Annotated in this window: 16 protein-coding genes and 1 tRNA gene; 7 read left to right on the plus strand and 10 right to left on the minus strand. The window is 63.8% G+C overall.

What is annotated here, in order from left to right:
• Positions 1 to 30: 30 nt before the first annotated feature.
• Positions 31 to 381 (plus strand): nucleotide pyrophosphohydrolase, encoded by a 351-nt coding sequence (locus tag AB4Y34_RS08655; RefSeq protein ID WP_176110255.1) that lies wholly within the window; start codon positions 31 to 33, stop codon positions 379 to 381.
• A gap of 57 nt (positions 382 to 438) precedes the next feature.
• Here AB4Y34_RS08655 and AB4Y34_RS08660 read toward each other — a convergent pair whose 3' ends face one another.
• From AB4Y34_RS08660 to recA, 8 genes are all read right to left on the minus strand, one after another.
• A complete protein-coding gene (locus AB4Y34_RS08660; RefSeq protein WP_368715788.1) occupies positions 439 to 2,223 on the minus strand; it encodes a PglL family O-oligosaccharyltransferase in 1,785 nt (594 codons plus the stop codon).
• Positions 2,224 to 2,386: 163 nt separating this feature from the next.
• On the minus strand, positions 2,387 to 3,010 hold the full coding sequence (locus tag AB4Y34_RS08665) for a pilin (RefSeq protein ID WP_176384348.1): 624 nt from the start codon (positions 3,008 to 3,010) through the stop codon (positions 2,387 to 2,389).
• Between the two features lie 157 nt (positions 3,011 to 3,167).
• A complete protein-coding gene (locus tag AB4Y34_RS08670; protein WP_176384346.1) occupies positions 3,168 to 3,872 on the minus strand; it encodes a TerC family protein in 705 nt (234 codons plus the stop codon).
• Positions 3,873 to 4,036: 164 nt separating this feature from the next.
• Complete coding sequence (gene sucD, locus AB4Y34_RS08675) at positions 4,037 to 4,918, minus strand: succinate--CoA ligase subunit alpha (RefSeq protein ID WP_008920420.1); 882 nt, start codon at positions 4,916 to 4,918, stop codon at positions 4,037 to 4,039.
• Between the two features lie 130 nt (positions 4,919 to 5,048).
• Positions 5,049 to 6,218, minus strand: a complete 1,170-nt coding sequence (sucC, locus tag AB4Y34_RS08680) for an ADP-forming succinate--CoA ligase subunit beta (protein ID WP_368715789.1) — start codon at positions 6,216 to 6,218, stop codon at positions 5,049 to 5,051.
• A gap of 57 nt (positions 6,219 to 6,275) precedes the next feature.
• Complete coding sequence (locus AB4Y34_RS08685) at positions 6,276 to 6,950, minus strand: DUF2889 domain-containing protein (RefSeq protein WP_176105127.1); 675 nt, start codon at positions 6,948 to 6,950, stop codon at positions 6,276 to 6,278.
• Positions 6,951 to 7,078: 128 nt separating this feature from the next.
• On the minus strand, positions 7,079 to 7,846 hold the full coding sequence (gene recX, locus AB4Y34_RS08690) for a recombination regulator RecX (protein WP_176380860.1): 768 nt from the start codon (positions 7,844 to 7,846) through the stop codon (positions 7,079 to 7,081).
• 7 nt (positions 7,847 to 7,853) lie between these two features.
• Positions 7,854 to 8,930, minus strand: a complete 1,077-nt coding sequence (gene recA, locus AB4Y34_RS08695) for a recombinase RecA (protein WP_013090445.1) — start codon at positions 8,928 to 8,930, stop codon at positions 7,854 to 7,856.
• A gap of 254 nt (positions 8,931 to 9,184) precedes the next feature.
• Between recA and AB4Y34_RS08700 the strand changes: the two genes are divergently transcribed.
• From AB4Y34_RS08700 to AB4Y34_RS08715, 4 genes are all read left to right on the plus strand, one after another.
• Positions 9,185 to 9,991 carry a response regulator transcription factor gene (locus AB4Y34_RS08700; RefSeq protein WP_176380861.1) on the plus strand — a complete coding sequence of 269 codons (807 nt, stop codon included), beginning with the start codon at positions 9,185 to 9,187 and terminating at the stop codon, positions 9,989 to 9,991.
• Positions 9,992 to 10,000: 9 nt separating this feature from the next.
• A complete protein-coding gene (locus tag AB4Y34_RS08705; protein WP_176105123.1) occupies positions 10,001 to 11,539 on the plus strand; it encodes a sensor histidine kinase in 1,539 nt (512 codons plus the stop codon).
• A gap of 229 nt (positions 11,540 to 11,768) precedes the next feature.
• Complete coding sequence (locus AB4Y34_RS08710; protein ID WP_176121780.1) at positions 11,769 to 13,427, plus strand: MFS transporter; 1,659 nt, start codon at positions 11,769 to 11,771, stop codon at positions 13,425 to 13,427.
• 86 nt (positions 13,428 to 13,513) lie between these two features.
• A tRNA-Met gene (locus AB4Y34_RS08715) sits at positions 13,514 to 13,590 on the plus strand.
• A 63-nt stretch (positions 13,591 to 13,653) separates the two neighbouring features.
• Here AB4Y34_RS08715 and AB4Y34_RS08720 read toward each other — a convergent pair.
• Entirely contained in the window at positions 13,654 to 14,865 is a 1,212-nt protein-coding gene (locus AB4Y34_RS08720) for an MFS transporter (RefSeq protein ID WP_368715790.1), read from the minus strand.
• 400 nt (positions 14,866 to 15,265) lie between these two features.
• Between AB4Y34_RS08720 and AB4Y34_RS08725 the strand changes: the two genes are divergently transcribed.
• Positions 15,266 to 15,601 carry a hypothetical protein gene (locus AB4Y34_RS08725; RefSeq protein WP_176121782.1) on the plus strand — a complete coding sequence of 112 codons (336 nt, stop codon included), beginning with the start codon at positions 15,266 to 15,268 and terminating at the stop codon, positions 15,599 to 15,601.
• A gap of 76 nt (positions 15,602 to 15,677) precedes the next feature.
• Here AB4Y34_RS08725 and AB4Y34_RS08730 read toward each other — a convergent pair whose 3' ends face one another.
• Positions 15,678 to 16,121 (minus strand): MarR family winged helix-turn-helix transcriptional regulator, encoded by a 444-nt coding sequence (locus AB4Y34_RS08730; RefSeq protein ID WP_176105119.1) that lies wholly within the window; start codon positions 16,119 to 16,121, stop codon positions 15,678 to 15,680.
• A 141-nt stretch (positions 16,122 to 16,262) separates the two neighbouring features.
• On the opposite strand from AB4Y34_RS08730, the gene AB4Y34_RS08735 reads away from it, so the two are divergent.
• Positions 16,263 to 17,801 (plus strand): DHA2 family efflux MFS transporter permease subunit, encoded by a 1,539-nt coding sequence (locus AB4Y34_RS08735; RefSeq protein ID WP_368715791.1) that lies wholly within the window; start codon positions 16,263 to 16,265, stop codon positions 17,799 to 17,801.
• Positions 17,802 to 17,805 lie beyond the last annotated feature (4 nt).

The following is a 17,805-nucleotide window of genomic DNA, read 5'->3' on the forward strand; positions in this document are numbered from 1 at the left end:
GCGCGGATCGACAACTATCCGGGTAGCAACATGACCATCGACGAACTGCTCAAGCAGCTACTGGCGTTTCGCGACGCGCGCGACTGGCGGCAGTTTCATACGTTGCGCAACCTGATCGTCTCCACCGGCATCGAAGCCGGCGAGCTTCTGGAGACGATTCAATGGAAGTCCGACGCGCAGATCGACACGCTGCTCAGCGATCCCGAGCAATCGACGAACCTCCGGCACGAGTGCGCCGACGTCTTCATGTACCTGCTGCTGGTGGCCCATACCGCGGGCTTCGATCTCGTTGACGCGGCAGCGGAAAAACTGCAGCTGAATGAAGCGCGCTACCCCGTCGACAAGGCGAAAGGCACCGCCGCGAAGTATTCAGAGCTTTGAACTTCGAGGCGCGGAGGCCTGCCTTGGCGGGAGCATGCTCGAGCCCCCGCGGTTCGATCAATCTTCGTCGCTGTCGTCGTCCGGTACCGCAACGGCTGCCGGCGTGCCGTAGCGCTTCACCAACTGCTCCTTGAAGCCCGCGAGCGACTTCTGCTCGTCGACGAGCTGGTACAGATAGCCGAGCTGCGCGGGCCAGTCCTTCAGCTCCTCGGCGAAAATCCGCAAGCGTTCGACCGTATCGAGCGCCGCCGCGGTATCGCCAGTCAGCGCCTGCAGCACCGCGTAGCGACGCAGCACGGTTTCGCCCGGCAATAGCGCGATCGCCTGCTTGTGCATCGCGAGCTTGCGTTGCAGGTTCAGTGGATTCATCGGCTGCAGCGTCGCGAGACCGTATTCGCCCCACGCGCCGAACATGAACGACGGGGCGGCGCTGTACTGTTCGGCTGGACGCTGGCCGTAGTACAGCACCTCGGCACGCGCATAGTCGCGATAGATCGGATACAGCGCGGCGAGTCCGCCGAATACCACGACCGCGAACGCGCCGAGCGACAGATTTGCGGGCACCGCGCGCAACGGCCGCGTTTCGAGCAAGCCGAACACGAACATCGCGGGCAACAGGAAGAACATGTACTGCTGCGGATACTCGACGAGCGCATGCATCGTCAGCACGCCGATCAGCGCGATGCCGAACACGCGCGTGGCGCTTTGCGGCGCACGCACGAGACGCACGAGCCACGCGACGAGACCCACGAGCACGATTCCTAGACCGATCAGACCGGTTTTCGCGAGCAGATCGACGAAGATGTCATGCGAGTTGTTGGCGATTTCGACGCCGCCCAGTTGCCTGACGAGCTCAAATTGATAGCTCGGAAATTCGCCCCAGCCGACGCCGAGCAGCGGATGCTGCTTGAACATCGTCCAGCCGTATTTCAATAGCGCGATGCGCGGTGCGATCTGGCCGGCATCCTGGAAGCGCTCGGCCGCCGACTGCCCGAGTTCGAGGTGAAAGCGCGCATTGGCCCAGCGAATCACCGCATTGACCACGAAAAACAGCACCGCGAGCGCGAGCGGCACCAGCCAGTCACGGTTGCTACGGCGCGATTGCGGTTCGTTGCGGGTTTGCGCGAACGCCATCCAGAAGCCGGCCACGACGATCACACCCATCTGCAGCCACGGACCGCGCGACACGGTCAGCGCGAGGCCGACCGAGAAAATCGTCGACACGAGCAGCCAGATCGGGACCGCGATGCGGCGCGTCTGCACGAGGTAGAGCGCGCCCGCCATCGCGAACGCGATATAGGTCGCGAGGTGGTTCGCCTGCGCCATGTTGCCGAACGGCCGGCGATCGACGGTGAGGTTGTACGCAACGACGAGCGGCGCCACACGCGTTTCGAGGTGAAACAGCTGGATCACCTGGCTGAACACCGCGAACAGGCCGCCGACGATCAACGCCCCCGCCGCCCAGCGCAACGCGGTCTCGTCGAGCTTCACGCGCGCGAAGCCATAGCCCACGTGCACGGCCATCCACGCAGCGAGCAGGAAGCCCGCGCCGAGCCAGTTCATCGACGGCTTCGCGACCGGCAGCACGAAGGTCTGCACGACCAGCACGAGGCCGAACAGCACAGGCACGAGCGCGACCGTGGGCGACGCGAAGCTCACGCGCGGCCGCGTGGTCGCGACCATCAGCACGACGGCCACCCCGGTCAGCAGATACAGCCCGAGCGAGGTGAATTCGGCGTAGAAAGTTGGGATCGGATACGTATGGTTGGCAACCGCATAGGGGACGATCAACGCAAGAGCCAGCAGTACGAGAGACAGGTAGCGCGCGAAAGGGGTGGGCATCGAATCAACGGTGGGCGTCAGCAACCGGCGCACTATACAAAAATTTCGTTGCACTGTGCGCCGGTTCGGCCGAAATAGGCTGCAAATCAGCCTTTTACGTTGTGGCTACGAGTCGTCCGGTCAGCGCTCGGCCGTCGCCTCGTTCGCTCGTTCATCTGCCCCCTTACGAACGGCACTCGGGCGGCGCCAGATTCGCGGCGAGCGTTGGCGCTTCACCCGGCATCGGCCCCGACCCCGGCGCCGGCAACGACGACGCGCTCTTGCCGCTCGCAAAGCATTCCCACGTCAGCGCACCGGTCTGCACCGTGTCCTTGCTCAACGCGACGCGTGCGCTCGGCGCATCGGCGTTGTCCGGCACCGAGGGCACCAGCGTCATCGTGTTCGCGCCGGCCTGCGCGACGCGCGTCGAGTACGTGATCGTGATCTGGCCGGTGTCGTCGTCGATCTGGATGGACTCGACGTTGCGTGTGGCAGGCGGCGACGCATAACCGCCGCTGAACGTGTTGCCACTCGCGGCGTTTTCGGCCACCGCGAGCCGCGCCGACGCCGCGAGCGACAAGCCCTCGCCGACCCGGCTGCGCGCCAGATAGTCTTGATACGCGGGAATCGCATAGGCTGCGATCACGCCGACGATCGCCAGCACGATCATCAACTCGATCAACGTGAAGCCGAGGCCGCAGCGCCGGCAGAGGCGCGTGAACCAATTCTCGCGCCAGCGAGCGCGGCGTGACCTGCGCGAGAATTGCGTCGATTGGGAGTAAGGGGAATATGGCAAGGTAACGATCATCGGCAGACTCCTGATACGAGAAACGCCCGGCCCGTGGATCGGGAACAGGCGTTTCAATCGTAGCGAGCGACGCTCGCGCGTCACAGTCAGCCGGATGGCCAGGCCTGCATTCGGACGGCATCACGGCTTAGGCAGCGGCGCACCGTAAATGCCATGCTCACACCGCCGCGCGTTTCGCGTTGCGCCGCTTCAACAGATAACCGACGATCACGACGAACAGCGCGCCCGCGATGCTCATCCCGTATTCGGCGACGGGCGTATCGAGGATCGGCCAGCGGTCGCCGGCCGGGTCGTTGACCATCAGGCCACCCGCGATCCAGCCGAGCAGACCCGCGCCGAACAGCACGATGCCCGGAAAGCGATCGAGCAGCTTCAGAATCAGCTGGCTGCCCCACACGATCAGCGGAATGCTCACGACGAGGCCAAAGATCACCAGAGCCAACCGGTGCTCGTGCTCCGCGGCTTCGGCCGCGCCCGCGATCGCGATCACGTTGTCCACGCTCATTACCGCATCCGCGAAGACGATCGTCTTCACCGCCGAGATCAGCTTGTCGGCCGGCTTCACCTTGTCGTGAACGTCGTGCGCGGGCGCGAGCAGGCGCACGCCGATCCACAGCAGCAGCAACCCGCCCGCGAACTTCAGGAACGGCACGTCGAGCAGCGCGACTGCGAACGCGATCAGCACGACGCGCAGCAGGATCGCGCCGGCGGTTCCCCATACGATGCCGCGCATGCGTTGCGACTGCGGCAGGTTGCGGCAGGCGAGCGCAATGACGACCGCGTTATCGCCGCCGAGCAGAACGTCGATGACGATGATCTGAAAGACCGCGCCCCAATTGAGCGTCGTGAAGAATTCCAGCATGGAAAAAGAATAAGAAAAAATCGACCGGGCGGACAGAATCACGGCGCGAGCACGGACGAAAAAAAGCGGGGGAGTCTGCACTCCCCCGCTTTTCGGGACCGCTCGCTCTCGAAAGGACTTCGAAAGCGTATCAAAATCGCGCGCGCACGGCACGCGAATTCGATTTACAGCATCGCCTTCAGAAGACGCGCCATTTCCGACGGGTTCTTCGTGACCTTGATACCGCATGCGTCCATGATTTCCAGCTTCGCTTCAGCGGTGTCCGCACCGCCCGAGATCAGCGCGCCGGCGTGGCCCATGCGCTTGCCCGGAGGCGCCGTGACGCCAGCGATGAAGCCAACCACCGGCTTCTTCATGTTGCCCTTGATCCACTCGGCAGCGTTCGCTTCATCCGGACCGCCGATTTCGCCGATCATGATGACGGCGTCCGTATCCGGATCGTCGTTGAACATCTTCATCACGTCGATGTGCTTCAGACCGTTGATCGGGTCGCCGCCGATACCGACTGCCGACGACTGGCCGAGGCCGATCGCGGTCAGCTGGCCGACTGCTTCATACGTCAGCGTGCCCGAACGCGACACGACGCCGATGCGGCCCTTGCGGTGGATGTGACCCGGCATGATGCCGATCTTCAGCTCGTCCGGCGTGATCGTGCCCGGGCAGTTCGGTCCGAGCAGCAGCGTCTTGCGGTTTTCGCGACGCATACGGTCCTTGATCTCGATCATGTCGCGGACGGGGATGCCTTCCGTGATGCAGATTGCGAGATCCAGGTCGGCTTCGACGGCTTCCCAGATTGCCGCGGCAGCGCCTGCCGGCGGAACGTAAATCACCGACACGGTCGCGCCCGTTTCAGCCTTGGCTTCAGCGACGCTCGCGTAGATGGGGATGCCTTCGAAATCTTCGCCGGCGCGCTTCGGGTTCACGCCCGCGACGTACGCTTCGCGGCCGTTTGCGTATTCACGGCAAGCACGCGTGTGGAACTGACCGGTCTTGCCGGTGATGCCCTGCGTGATGACCTTGGTGTCTTTGTTGATCAGAATCGACATGTATTGACCTCTGTTCGTTTGGCGTCGCGCGGCAGCGCCACGCGGCGCGATGCTTCACGCCTGTGTCGCTCGCGCGCCGCCACTCGTCATTTTGGCAAATGAGCTGGTAAATGCGCCGTAGACAGGTGGCTTACGCCTTGCCCGAAGCAGCCGCGACGACCTTCTGAGCCGCTTCTTCCATGCTGTCCGCCGAGATGATCGGCAGGCCGGATTCAGCGAGCATCTTCTTGCCCAGGTCTTCGTTCGTGCCCTTCATGCGGACCACGAGCGGCACCTTCAGCGACACGGCCTTCGACGCCGCGATCACGCCTTCCGCGATCACGTCGCAGCGCATGATGCCACCGAAGATGTTGACCAGAATCGCGGTCAGGTTCTGGTTCTTCAGCATGATCTTGAACGCTTCGGTGACCTTCTCGGTCGTCGCGCCACCGCCGACGTCGAGGAAGTTCGCCGGTTCGCCGCCGAACAGCTTGATGGTGTCCATCGTTGCCATGGCGAGGCCAGCGCCGTTCACGAGGCAGCCGATGTTGCCGTCGAGCGAGATGTACGCGAGGTCGAACTTCGACGCTTCGATTTCAGCCGGATCTTCTTCGTCCAGATCGCGGTAAGCGACGATTTCCGGGTGACGGAACAGCGCGTTCGAGTCGAAGTTGAACTTCGCGTCGAGTGCGATGACCTTGCCGTCGCCGGTCAGGATCAGCGGGTTGATCTCGGCGAGCGATGCGTCGGTTTCCCAGAATGCCTTGTACAGGCCTTGCAGGATTGCGCGGGCTTGCGGGATCGAAGCGTCGGGCACGCCGATCTTCTTCGCGAGGTCGTCTGCTTCCGAGTCCTTCAGGCCGGTCGACGGATCGACCGCAACCTTGTGGATCAGCTCGGGCGTCTTTTCCGCGACTTCTTCGACGTCCATGCCGCCTTCGCTCGACGCCATCACGACGATCTTCTGCGAAACGCGATCGATCACGAGACCGACATACAGTTCCTTCTTGATGTCAGCGCCTTCTTCGATCAGCAGACGGTTGACCTTCTGGCCTTCCGGACCGGTCTGGTGCGTGACGAGCTGCATGCCGAGGATCTGGTTCGAGTACTCGCGAACCTGTTCCAGCGACTTGGCGACCTTGACGCCGCCACCCTTGCCACGGCCACCTGCGTGGATCTGAGCCTTGACGACCCACACCGGGCCGCCGAGCTCTTCAGCGGCCTTGACCGCATCGTCCACCGAGAAGACCGGCTTGCCGCGCGGTACCGCGACGCCGAATTTCCGCAGGATTTCCTTACCCTGGTACTCGTGAATCTTCATGCGTGATTCCCTTCAGTCTGAGAGTTGGATAGAACTTCGATTCCGTTTTGCCGCCGTTCAGGCCGACGCGTCGCCGCCTCGTGCGCGGGCCGCCGCGTCGTCCGACGAGGCCGCGCGTTCCGCCGGACGCGGTGCGTGGCCATACCAGCGCGGATAAAACTGTTTCACCGCCTCGCCGTCGAAACGCAGCGCATGGCAGCGTCCCAGCTGGAATGGCGGCTTGTCGTTGGAATGCTCGCCTGTGCCGTTAGACGATTCGTCTCCCGAACCCGCGTTCGCGCCCGGCGTGCCTTCATCGGTGTTCCACACTTCGCCGGCGAACGCCTGGATCGCGGCGGTCGGCAGCATCGCGCACAGCTCGGTGAGATGCGTGCAACCGGCCGTGCCGGCCAGCAAACGGGCAGCATCGCGGCGGAAGTTGTGGAACAGATTGAGCCCGATGAGGGCACGGTAGGCGGGATTGCTGGCCTGGCATAACCCTGGATAGGGCACCCAGTCGGACGACGCCTCGGCGTCAACGACGTTGAGCTTGCGATCGATGGTGATGCGAAGCCAGAGTTCATGGATCGGCTGACCATTGGGCCGGATTCCCGACGGAAGCGCCACATCGCGAGGCTTTTCGTCGGTCAGGCACGCTTCCACATCCCACAGGCCATCGGCTCGCTCGTAAGCTTCCGCTCTGATTGCGCGACGATGGCGCAACTGACGGGACACTGGCGGGGAGAGCGACATGCGGGAAGGAAAGGCCGGATTGGAAAACCTCCGGATTTTAGCATAACGGGTATTTGGGACAGCCCCGATTGCGCATGGCCTCGAGCCGGGTTACGGCGTGGCAATCGACGGCCGTCAGGGCTGACGCGCTAGTCGCCGTCCCAGATGTCGTCGATACCCTTCAGGATCTTGCCGATCGTCGCGCCGGAGAAGCCGCGCGACGCGAGGAAGCGCGCCTGCTTCGCGCGCTCGGCCGGGGTTTGCGGCAGCTGGCCGAACTTCTTGCGCCAGACCGCCTGAGCGCGCGCGAGTTCGGTTTCACGCAATTGCGCACTCGCCTCTTCGACGACCGCCGGGTTCAGCGCGTGCTGCTTCAGTTCACCGAGAATGCGGCTCGTGCCAAGCCGCGATGCGCGCCGGTGAACCAGACTTTCCGCGAAGCGCGAGTCCGATAGCCAGTTTTCGGCTTCCAGCGCGTCAAGCACCGTGTCGAGCGAATCGGTTTCCTCGACGTAGGGCTTCAGCTTGCGCGCGAGTTCGGCGCGGCTATATTCGCGACGCGACAGATAGCCGAGCGCCCGTGCTTTCAGCGAACGGGCTGGGCGTTGGGATTTTCTGCTGTCGTCCTGGTCGGCCTGCCCCGGCTTCACTTCGTCGGCCTGGCGACGCGAACGGCTGTAGGTGACTTCGGAGGGGGGGCGGGAATCGCGCCCGGAGAAATCCGGGCTGGACGATGCTGCAGGGGATGCAGACCGTGTACGCTGCGGACCGCGGCCTGCGGCCCGGTCGTGTGCGTCGAACGATTCGAACGGATCGAATGGATCGCCGGAATCTGGCGATCCATCCGCCGTGTCGCGCGGGCCGTCCGGGTAGCGTCCAGAGTCGGAACCGGACAGCGGCCGGCCTTTGCGTATCACGTGATGCTTACTCTTCTTCGTCCGCGACTTCAGCGTCCGCGCCAGTCACGGCGTCCGCCATCGCGGTGACGCCCAGCGATTCGCGGATACGATTTTCGATTTCGCGAGCGATGTCCGGATTTTCGCGCAGGAATTCACGCGCGTTGTCCTTGCCCTGACCGATCCGCTCGCCGTTGTAGCTGTACCATGCGCCAGCCTTGTCGACGATCTTCGCCTGCACGCCGAGGTCGATGATTTCGCCCTGACGCGAGATGCCCTCGCCGTACAGGATGTCGAAGATCGCTTCGCGGAACGGCGGCGACACCTTGTTCTTGACGACCTTCACGCGCGTTTCGTTGCCGATCACTTCGTCGTTCTTCTTGATCGAACCGATGCGGCGAATGTCCAGACGCACCGACGCGTAGAACTTCAGCGCATTACCGCCCGTGGTGGTTTCCGGGTTGCCGAACATCACGCCGATCTTCATGCGGATCTGGTTGATGAAGATCACGAGGCAGTTCGTGCGCTTGATCGTGCCGGTCAGCTTGCGCAGTGCCTGCGACATCAGACGCGCCTGCAGACCCGGCAGCGAGTCGCCCATTTCGCCTTCGATTTCCGCCTTCGGCACCAGCGCCGCCACCGAGTCGATCACGATCATGTCGATCGAGCCCGAGCGCACCAGCGCGTCGGCGATTTCGAGCGCCTGCTCGCCGGTGTCCGGCTGCGAGACCAGCAGGTCGGCGACGTTCACGCCGAGCTTGCCCGCGTATTGAATGTCCAGCGCGTGTTCCGCGTCGATGAACGCCGCGGTGCCGCCGAGCTTCTGCATTTCGGCGATGACCTGCAGCGTCAGCGTGGTTTTACCGGACGATTCCGGACCGTAGATTTCGACCACGCGGCCGCGCGGCAATCCGCCGACGCCCAATGCGATGTCGAGGCCGAGCGATCCGGTGGAGACCACCTGGATGTCTTCGACTGCCTCACCTGCGCCGAGCCGCATGACCGACCCTTTGCCGAACTGCTTTTCGATCTGCGCGAGCGCGGCGGCGAGAGCCTTGCTCTTTTCAGCAGTCAGTCCAGCCGAGCCTTTCTTGCTTTCTTCCATGAATCGTCCTTTGCTATGATGAACGGCGTCTGAGGCAGGTGTGCACCCGTGGTTTCACTCGAATTGAGCGGAGCCTGCAGGACATCACACGAAACTCAGATACTGTATAAAAAAACAGTGGTTTTGGCAAGCGCGATTATGATGCGAACGCGCATTTTTACTGTCGCGTCGCCCCCACTACCCACAATAATGTTCGGAGACCGCTGCGCGCCGGGGCAAGCCCCACGGTGCCGGCAAAGCCAGGCTGGCGCACCATGCGAATTCTGATTGCCGAAGACGACAGCATACTCGCGGACGGTCTGGTTCGATCACTCCGCCAATCGGCCTATGCGGTCGATCACGTCAAAAGCGGCGTAGAAGCCGATACCGCGTTGTCAATGCAGACGTTCGACCTATTGATCCTCGATCTGGGCCTGCCGCGCATGTCCGGGCTCGAGGTGCTGCGCCGCCTGCGCGCGCGCAATTCGAACCTGCCCGTGCTGATCCTGACCGCCGCAGACAGTGTCGACGAACGCGTCAAAGGCCTCGACCTCGGCGCCGACGATTACATGGCCAAGCCCTTCGCGCTGAACGAACTCGAAGCCCGCGTGCGCGCGCTGACGCGGCGCGGTGCCGGCGGTGGCCCGACCGTCGTGCGGCATGGCTCACTGTCGTTCGATCAGGTGGGCCGCATCGCCTATGTCAATGACCAGGTGATCGATCTGTCCGCGCGCGAGCTCGGTCTGCTCGAAGTGCTGCTGCAACGGATCGGCCGGCTGGTCTCGAAAGAGCAACTGGTCGACCATCTGTGCGAATGGGGCGAGGAAGTCAGCAACAACGCGATCGAAGTCTACGTGCACCGGCTGCGCAAGAAGATCGAGCCGAGCGGCGTGCGCATCATCACCGTGCGCGGGCTCGGCTACTGCCTGGAAAAAGCGGCGCCGCCGGCGAATGCGAACACGCCCGCCGCCGCTGCCGGCTCCGAGCCGCAAACGGCACAAGCGGCACAAGGGGCACAAGCGGCACCACCATCCACCCCGCCGTCGTCTGCCGCGATGCCGGCGAGCCATCACTACAAATAGAGGCCAGCGATGTCCGCACGCGCTGATCGCGCCACGGCGCACGCGGCGGACCTCGACGAGGCGCGCGACGCGCGCTACGCCAACCCGTTCGCCCCGCCCGACGAAACCGAAGCCGCCGCCGAAGCGCGTCCGCGCTCCCTGTTCGGCGAGATTCTCGACTGGATGCTCGCGCCGCTCCTGCTGCTGTGGCCGATGAGCCTCGCGGTCACCTATCTGGTCGCGAAGTCGATCGCGAACGGCCCGTTCGACCGCGCGCTCGAAACCGACGCCTATGTGCTCGCGCGCCAGATCCATCCGGTCAACGGCGTCGCGGAGCTGTCGCTGCCCGAGTCGACGCGCGATTTCCTGCGCGCCGACAACGTCGACAGCGTGTTCTTCCAGGTGCTCGGCACGCGCGGTGAGCTGGTGGCCGGCGAGCGCGACATGCCGCTGCCGCACGAGGAGGACCGCCCGCCACCGGGCCTCGTCGAATTCCGCGACGACGTGCTGCGCGGCAATGACATCCGCGTCGCGTATACGACCGTCGAGTTTCCGCAGACGCCGGGCGCGCAGCCGGTGCTGGTGCAGGTCGCCGAAACGCTCGACAAGCGCAGCCAGCTCGCCAACGACATCATCAAGGGCGTGATCCTGCCGCAGTTCGTGATCCTGCCGCTCGCGATCCTGCTCGTGTGGTTCGGGCTGTCGCGCGGGCTGGAACCGCTGCATGCGCTGCAGGCGCATATCCGCGCACGCCGGCCGGACGATCTGTCGCCGCTCGAAGCGCGCCGCGCGCCGCCGGAAATCGAGCCGCTCGTCACGTCGTTCAACGATCTGCTCACGCGCCTCGAACAGAACATGGAGCTGCAAAAGCGCTTCATCGCCGACGCCGCGCATCAGATGAAAACGCCGCTCGCCGGGCTGCGCACGCAGGCCGAGCTTGCGCTGCGCCAGAACGCGTCGGCCGAGGTGCATCGCTCGCTCGAACAGATCGCGACCAGTTCCGAGCACGCCGCGCGGCTCGTCACACAGCTGCTCGCGCTCGCGCGCGCGGAGAACCGTCGGTCGGGGCAGATCTTCACGCCGGTCGAACTCGGCGAGCTCGCCCGCAGCGCGGTGCGCGAATGGGTGCAGGCGGCGCTCGCGAAGCAGATGGACCTCGGCTACGAAGCACCCGACGAGCCGGTCGAAGTCGCTGGCAATCCGGTGATGCTGCGCGAAATGCTGTCGAATCTGATCGACAACGCGATCCGGTATACGCCGGCGGGCGGCCGCATCACCGTGCGCGTGCGCCACGACGCCCCGGCGCGGCTCGTGCATCTGGAAGTCGAGGACACCGGGCTCGGCATTCCGGCCAGCGAGCGCTCGCGCGTGGTCGAGCGCTTCTACCGGATTCTGGGCCGCGAGGGCGACGGCAGTGGCCTCGGTCTCGCGATCGTGCGCGAGATCGCGGCGATGCACGGCGGCGAGCTCGCCATCGACGACAACGTCTACCAGGAGTCGCCGCGACTCGCCGGCACCTTGGTGCGTGTCAGCTTGCAGGTGCTCGAACGGGGGCGGGACTTACCCTAACACGGCCGCATTGTCAGCTTGATCGTCAGCGTGTTTTTGAGATATTTCAGCGCGGATTGCGCAAATATCGCCGCACAATGACCGAAATTGATTGCCTGTTCGCCGGTTTACCGGACTACCCCAGGTTTTGGCGTCGAGTCAGAACGCCGTAAGTTTCCACTCCAATAATCGGTTGCACGGGGACGCCTGCGCTGGCGATCCGTGTGTATATCAATATTGGAGACGACATATGGCTACCGTTGGCGGGCAACTCTCGCACGCGCCGATGACGCGCGATGAGAAGCGGGTGATCTTCGCATCGTCGCTGGGTACGGTTTTCGAGTGGTACGACTTTTATCTGGCCGGCTCGCTTGCGGCCTTCATCAGCAAGAGCTTCTTTTCCGGCGTCAATCCGACCGCGGCGTTCATCTTCACGCTGCTCAGCTTCGCCGCGGGCTTCGCGGTACGGCCGTTCGGCGCGATCGTATTCGGGCGGCTCGGCGACATGGTCGGGCGCAAGTACACGTTCCTGATCACGATCATCATCATGGGCCTGTCGACGTTCCTCGTCGGCTTCCTGCCGGGCTATGCGGCGATCGGCATCGCTTCGCCGGTGATCTTCATCGCGATGCGTCTGCTGCAGGGTCTCGCGCTCGGCGGCGAGTACGGCGGCGCCGCGACCTACGTGGCCGAACACGCGCCGGCGAACCGCCGCGGCTTCTACACCGCGTGGATCCAGACCACCGCGACGCTAGGCCTGTTCCTGTCGCTGCTCGTGATCCTCGGCGTGCGCACGTTCATGGGCGAGGACTCGTTCGGCGCCTGGGGCTGGCGCATTCCGTTCGTCGTGTCGATCCTGCTGCTCGCGGTGTCGGTGTGGATCCGTCTGCAACTGCACGAGTCGCCGGTGTTCGAACGCATCAAGGCCGAAGGCAAGACCTCGAAGGCGCCCCTCTCCGAAGCGTTCGGCCAGTGGAAGAACCTGAAGGTCGTGATTCTCGCGCTGCTCGGCCTGACGGCCGGCCAGGCTGTCGTGTGGTACACGGGCCAGTTCTACACGTTGTTCTTCCTCACGCAGACCCTGAAGGTCGACGGTTCGAGCGCCAACATCATGATCGCGCTCGCGCTGCTGATCGGCACGCCGTTCTTCCTGTTCTTCGGCTCGCTGTCGGATCGCATCGGCCGCAAGCCGATCATCATGGCCGGGCTGCTGATCGCCGCGCTGACGTACTTCCCGCTGTTCAAGGCGCTCACGCACTACACGAACCCGGCGCTCGAAGCCGCGACCGCGAAGTCGCCGATCGTCGTGATCGCCGATCCGGGCGAGTGCTCGTTCCAGTTCAACCCGGTGGGCACGGCTAAGTTCGTAACCTCGTGCGATATCGCGAAGGGCGCGCTGTCGCGAGCCGGCCTGAACTACGACAACGTCGCGGCGCCGGCCGGCACGATCGCGCAGATCCGAGTGGGTGATACGGTCGTCAACACGTTCGACGGCCGCGCCCCGGATGCGAAGGAGCAAGCCAAGGCCTTCGAGAAGACGCTCGCCGCAACGCTGAAGGCTGCCGGCTACCCGCCGAAGGCCGATCCGGCTCAGATCAACTGGCCGATGAGCATCGTGATCCTGACGATCCTCGTGATCTACGTAACGATGGTCTACGGTCCGATCGCGGCGATGCTGGTCGAGATGTTCCCGACGCGCATCCGTTATACATCGATGTCTCTGCCGTATCACATCGGCAATGGCTGGTTCGGCGGCTTCCTGCCGGCGACCGCGTTCGCGATCGTCGCGGCGCGGGGCAACATCTACTCGGGGCTCTGGTATCCGATCATCATCGCGGTGATCACCTTCGTGATCGGCATGCTGTTCGTGCGCGAAACCAAGGACTCGGATATCTACGCAAAAGATTGAGCGGACCGCCAGTCTGGGCTATCTGAAAAAGATGTGCGCCGGGGGTTGACAGCCTCCGGTTGCCCCAGCATAATCTCGCTTCTTTCGGCGAATTAGCTCAGTCGGTTAGAGCGACGGAATCATAATCCGCAGGTCCGGGGTTCGAGTCCCTGATTCGCCACCAGCTTCAAGAAAAAGCCGCTGTCCCACAAGGACAGCGGCTTTTTTGTTTTTCACCGCTGCCACGTCAACTCAGGTCGTTGCCCGATCCGGCCGGTGTCTGGTGAAAGAGAAGCGCCACGACGGTCATCAGCCCGAAGGCCGCCCCCGCATAAAACGTCATGGCTGCACCCACACGTTCCCACAACTGACCTGCGATAACGCTCGAAACCAGCGTCACGATGCCGCTCAGCAGATTGAAGAAACCAAACGCAGTCCCACGCAAATGCGCTGGCGCCGTGTGCGCGACCATCGTGGCGAGCAGGCCTTGCGTCATCCCCATGTGCAGCCCCCAAAGCGCTACCCCGACGACGACCATGCTCCAGTGGGTGCCGTGTGCCAGCACGAGGTCGGCGCCGATCAACACGACCAGACCACCGATCAGCAGCCGCGTATGACGCATCGTGTCCGCGAGCTTCCCGAACGGATAAGCGGACAGCGCGTAGACCACATTCATTGCCACCATGACCAGCGGAACGAGCGCAATCGGTACGCCGCTGCCCATCGCACGAAGAACCAGGAAAGCCTCGCTGAATCGCGCCAACGCGAACACAGCCCCTATCCCTACGACCCACCAGTAGTCCAAACCAAGGTCCTTGAGACTCTGCCACCGCACTGGGTTGCTTCTTTTGGCAAGAGGCTCGTGCTCAGGCTCCGTGATACCGAACGCCAACAGCGCGACCGCGAGCACGCCGGGAATGACGGCAAGCCAGAACGCAAGCCGAAAATTATCTGCCCAGATCAGCATGATGAGAACCGCCACCAGCGGTCCGAGAAACGCACCGACCGTATCGAGCGATTGGCGCAGGCCGAAGGCCGCGCCACGCAGGTGCTGCGGCGTGACATCTGCAATGAGCGCATCGCGAGGCGCACCACGAATGCCCTTGCCGACACGGTCGATGACGCGCGCCGTCACCACGACTCCCACCGACGACGCAATGGCAAAAAGCGGCTTGCTCATCGCGCCGAGCGCATACCCGGCTACGGCGAGCCACTTTCGGTTGCCGAGGTAGTCGCTTAGCGTTCCCGAAAACACCTTGACGATTTGGGCCGTGGCCTCCGCGACGCCTTCGATGAGCCCAATCGCGCCGGCCCCGGCCCCAAGGCTCGCCAACAGAAACATCGGCAGCAGGCTGTGGATGATTTCGGATGAGATGTCCATGAAAAGACTCACACATCCTAGGACCCACACGCTGCGTGGAATCTGCCGCACGGCATTGACTTGCGATTCGTTTCGCATTCGATAGGGATGGCGTCAAATAACGCGGTCGAAACGGCACGGTCGCATGCGAGCGCTAGCGCAACTTGCTACGACCGCTCCATCTTATCTGGCATCGCTGAATCTAATACCCCTGTGGCGCGTCACCGATGGCGGCGCAAGAATTGCTGACGAAGTGTGGGAAATGCCCAGCGCTGGGTTCGGCTCGTTCATCGCGATTGATGGAACGAACGACGAGCAGCAGCGTCGCAGAGTATGGGTAGTGAAGCGCCGCCGGTTTCGTTGGCAGCTCCGTCTCTTGAGAGAATAGCGCCCCGAGAAAGTCTGGCAAGTTCTCTCCGGAGGTTCAACGCGCGTCCACAATGCAGAACCTGGCAGGCTTCCTTCCGCAATTCCGTCGCAACTTCGAGGAGGTTCGTTAATGACGTTCCGCACCGTCGCGCTTGCCGCAACCACCGCTGCGCTCACGCTCGCCGGCACGACCGCCGCCCTCACCGCACAGGCCCAAACGCCGAGCACGTCCGACAGTCAATGGCGCGCCAGCTCGACCATGCTCGCGACGCTGCTGCAGGACGGCTACAAGATCGTCGCCGTGGTCAACAACGGGCCGGCCGACACGATCTTCGTGCAGCGCGATCAGAGCGCGTTCAAATGCATCGATGCGCAGCAACCGGAAGCAAAAGCGAAAACGGCGGCGGCGGGCTGTTACGAGCTGGTACCGCCGAGCGGCGGCGCGCCAGCGTCGGAATCCAAATAATGTGATTTGAAGCGCGTGCCCAACGTCGCTCGGGCTCGCGGGAAAGACTTCAGCGTCTCGCCAACACCGCGACGCTTCAGCGATCCACCAGCCGGCTCAGGTTGCCGCGCACCCGCTGCAGCAGCGCGATCAACTGCGCCGCTTCTTCATCGCTGAAACCATCGAGCGCTTCGAGCGCGACCTCGTCGCCGACCTTGCGCGCCTTGCCGAGCGTGCGCTCGGCCTTCGGCGTCATGCGCACCTGGCGCTCGCGGCGATCCTGCGGATTCGCGGTCCGCTCGATCCAGCCGCCCTCCTCCATCCGGTCGAGCAGCCGGCCCGCCGAGATCGGCGCGACCTCCAGCAGATCCGCGAGCCGGGCCTGATTGATCTCGCCGTAATGGCCGAGATAGGCGAGCACGCGACACTGCGCGCGAGTCAGGTCGACCGACGACTTCGCATGATCGTCGAAACGCTTGCCCGCCAGCCGGCCGACGTCGTAGATCAGAAAGCCGAAGCGCTCTTCGAATTGGGTTTTCATGCGCGGATTATACGGAAGCACTTCGGCTTACAGCGCGCCTGCGCGTGCGCATGCGTTCCGGCTTCAGCACAACTCCCGATCGCGCAAAACGCATTGACGATATACTAAGCATGCTTACGATATCGACGCCCCCCACCTTTCATGTCTTCCGCCTCCACACCGGCGAGCGCCACTGAGCTGCTCAACCGGCCGATGATCACGATCTCGATCATGCTCGCGACGCTGATGCAGACGCTCGACAGCACGATCGCCAACGTGGCGCTGCCGCATATGCAAGGCACGCTGTCCGCGTCGCAGGACGAGATCACATGGGTGCTGACTTCCTATATCGTCGCTGCGGCGATCGCCACGCCGCTCACCGGCTGGCTGGCGGACCGCCTCAGCGTCAGGCGGCTGCTGCTGATCGCGATCGGCGGCTTCACGGCGGCGTCCGCGTTGTGTGGGCTCTCCGAGACGCTGCCGCAGATCGTCGTGTCGCGCTTGCTGCAAGGGATCTTCGGCGCGTCGCTGGTGCCGCTGTCGCAATCGATCCTGCTCGACATCAACCCGCGTGAAAAGCAGGGCCAGGCGATGGCCGTGTGGGGCATGGGCGTGATGGTCGGGCCGATTCTCGGGCCGACGCTCGGCGGCTGGCTCACCGATAGCTACAACTGGCGCTGGGTGTTCTTCATCAACGTGCCGATCGGCGCGTTCGCGCTGTTCGGCGTCGCGACCTTCCTGCCGACGCGCGAGCCCAAGCACGACGTGAAGTTCGACGCGTTCGGCTTCATCACGCTCGGCCTCGCGATCGGCGCATTGCAGGCGATGCTCGATCGCGGCGAGCAGCTCGACTGGTTTTCATCGACCGAGATCGTGATCGAGGCGCTGGTCGCGGCGATCAGCTTCGCGTTTTTCCTCGTCCACACGGCGACCGTCGGCGAGCGTTCGTTTTTCAAGTACAAGTTGCTGAAGGACCCGAACTTTGCGACCGGCACGTTCTTCATCTTCGTGATCGGCGCGGTGATGTACGCGACCCGCGCGCTGCTGCCGCCGATGCTGCAAAACCTGATGGGTTATCCGGTCGCGACCACCGGCCTCGTCACCGCGCCGAGCGGCGCCGGCACGATGGTCGCGATGCTGATCGCCGGCCGGCTGCTCAAGCGCGTCGATGCGCGGCTGCTATTGCTCTGCGGCTTCCTGATCTCGGCGTTCGCGCTGTGGCAGATGATGCATTACACGATCGTGCTGTCGGAGTCGAACATCGTGTGGCCCGGCGTAATCCAGGGCTTCGGGCTCGGTCTCGTGTTCGTGCCGCTGTCTGCACTGACGTTCTCGACGCTGTCGCCGGAGCTGCGCGCGGACGGCACCGCGACTTATAGCTTGATGCGCAATATCGGCAGCAGTATCGGCATTTCGATCGTGCAGACGCTGATGACGCGCAACACGCAAATCTCGCACGCGGACCTCGCCGCGAACGTTACCGCGTTCAATCCGGCGCTGCAGTCGATGCTCGACGGCGGCTCGCGCTACGACATCGCGGCACTGAACGCGTCGATCACGCAGCAGGCGGCGATGGTCGCGTATCTGAACGACTTCAAGCTGATGTTCGTGGCAACGCTGCTGGTCATCCCGCTATTGCTGCTGATCCGGCCGTCGCATAAGGCGCTGGATGCGTCGGCCGCGCATGCGGCGATGGATTGAGATC

Source organism: Paraburkholderia sp. BR10954 (assembly GCF_040965775.1).
Classification (GTDB): Bacteria; Pseudomonadota; Gammaproteobacteria; order Burkholderiales; family Burkholderiaceae; genus Paraburkholderia; species Paraburkholderia youngii.

What these genes read in the sequence shown, in the direction of transcription:
- sucD (WP_008920420.1), bottom strand. Translation starts at nt 4,918, where the DNA reads ATGTCGATTCTGATCAACAAAGACACCAAGGTCATCACGCAGGGCATC.
- sucC (WP_368715789.1), bottom strand. Translation starts at nt 6,218, where the DNA reads ATGAAGATTCACGAGTACCAGGGTAAGGAAATCCTGCGGAAATTCGGC.
- AB4Y34_RS08660 (WP_368715788.1), bottom strand. Translation starts at nt 2,223, where the DNA reads ATGCCCACCCCTTTCGCGCGCTACCTGTCTCTCGTACTGCTGGCTCTT.
- AB4Y34_RS08655 (WP_176110255.1), top strand. Translation starts at nt 31, where the DNA reads ATGACCATCGACGAACTGCTCAAGCAGCTACTGGCGTTTCGCGACGCG.
- AB4Y34_RS08705 (WP_176105123.1), top strand. Translation starts at nt 10,001, where the DNA reads ATGTCCGCACGCGCTGATCGCGCCACGGCGCACGCGGCGGACCTCGAC.
- AB4Y34_RS08685 (WP_176105127.1), bottom strand. Translation starts at nt 6,950, where the DNA reads ATGTCGCTCTCCCCGCCAGTGTCCCGTCAGTTGCGCCATCGTCGCGCA.
- AB4Y34_RS08730 (WP_176105119.1), bottom strand. Translation starts at nt 16,121, where the DNA reads ATGAAAACCCAATTCGAAGAGCGCTTCGGCTTTCTGATCTACGACGTC.
- AB4Y34_RS08735 (WP_368715791.1), top strand. Translation starts at nt 16,263, where the DNA reads ATGTCTTCCGCCTCCACACCGGCGAGCGCCACTGAGCTGCTCAACCGG.
- AB4Y34_RS08670 (WP_176384346.1), bottom strand. Translation starts at nt 3,872, where the DNA reads ATGCTGGAATTCTTCACGACGCTCAATTGGGGCGCGGTCTTTCAGATC.
- recA (WP_013090445.1), bottom strand. Translation starts at nt 8,930, where the DNA reads ATGGAAGAAAGCAAGAAAGGCTCGGCTGGACTGACTGCTGAAAAGAGC.
- AB4Y34_RS08665 (WP_176384348.1), bottom strand. Translation starts at nt 3,010, where the DNA reads ATGATCGTTACCTTGCCATATTCCCCTTACTCCCAATCGACGCAATTC.
- AB4Y34_RS08710 (WP_176121780.1), top strand. Translation starts at nt 11,769, where the DNA reads ATGGCTACCGTTGGCGGGCAACTCTCGCACGCGCCGATGACGCGCGAT.
- AB4Y34_RS08725 (WP_176121782.1), top strand. Translation starts at nt 15,266, where the DNA reads ATGACGTTCCGCACCGTCGCGCTTGCCGCAACCACCGCTGCGCTCACG.
- AB4Y34_RS08700 (WP_176380861.1), top strand. Translation starts at nt 9,185, where the DNA reads ATGCGAATTCTGATTGCCGAAGACGACAGCATACTCGCGGACGGTCTG.
- AB4Y34_RS08720 (WP_368715790.1), bottom strand. Translation starts at nt 14,865, where the DNA reads ATGCGAAACGAATCGCAAGTCAATGCCGTGCGGCAGATTCCACGCAGC.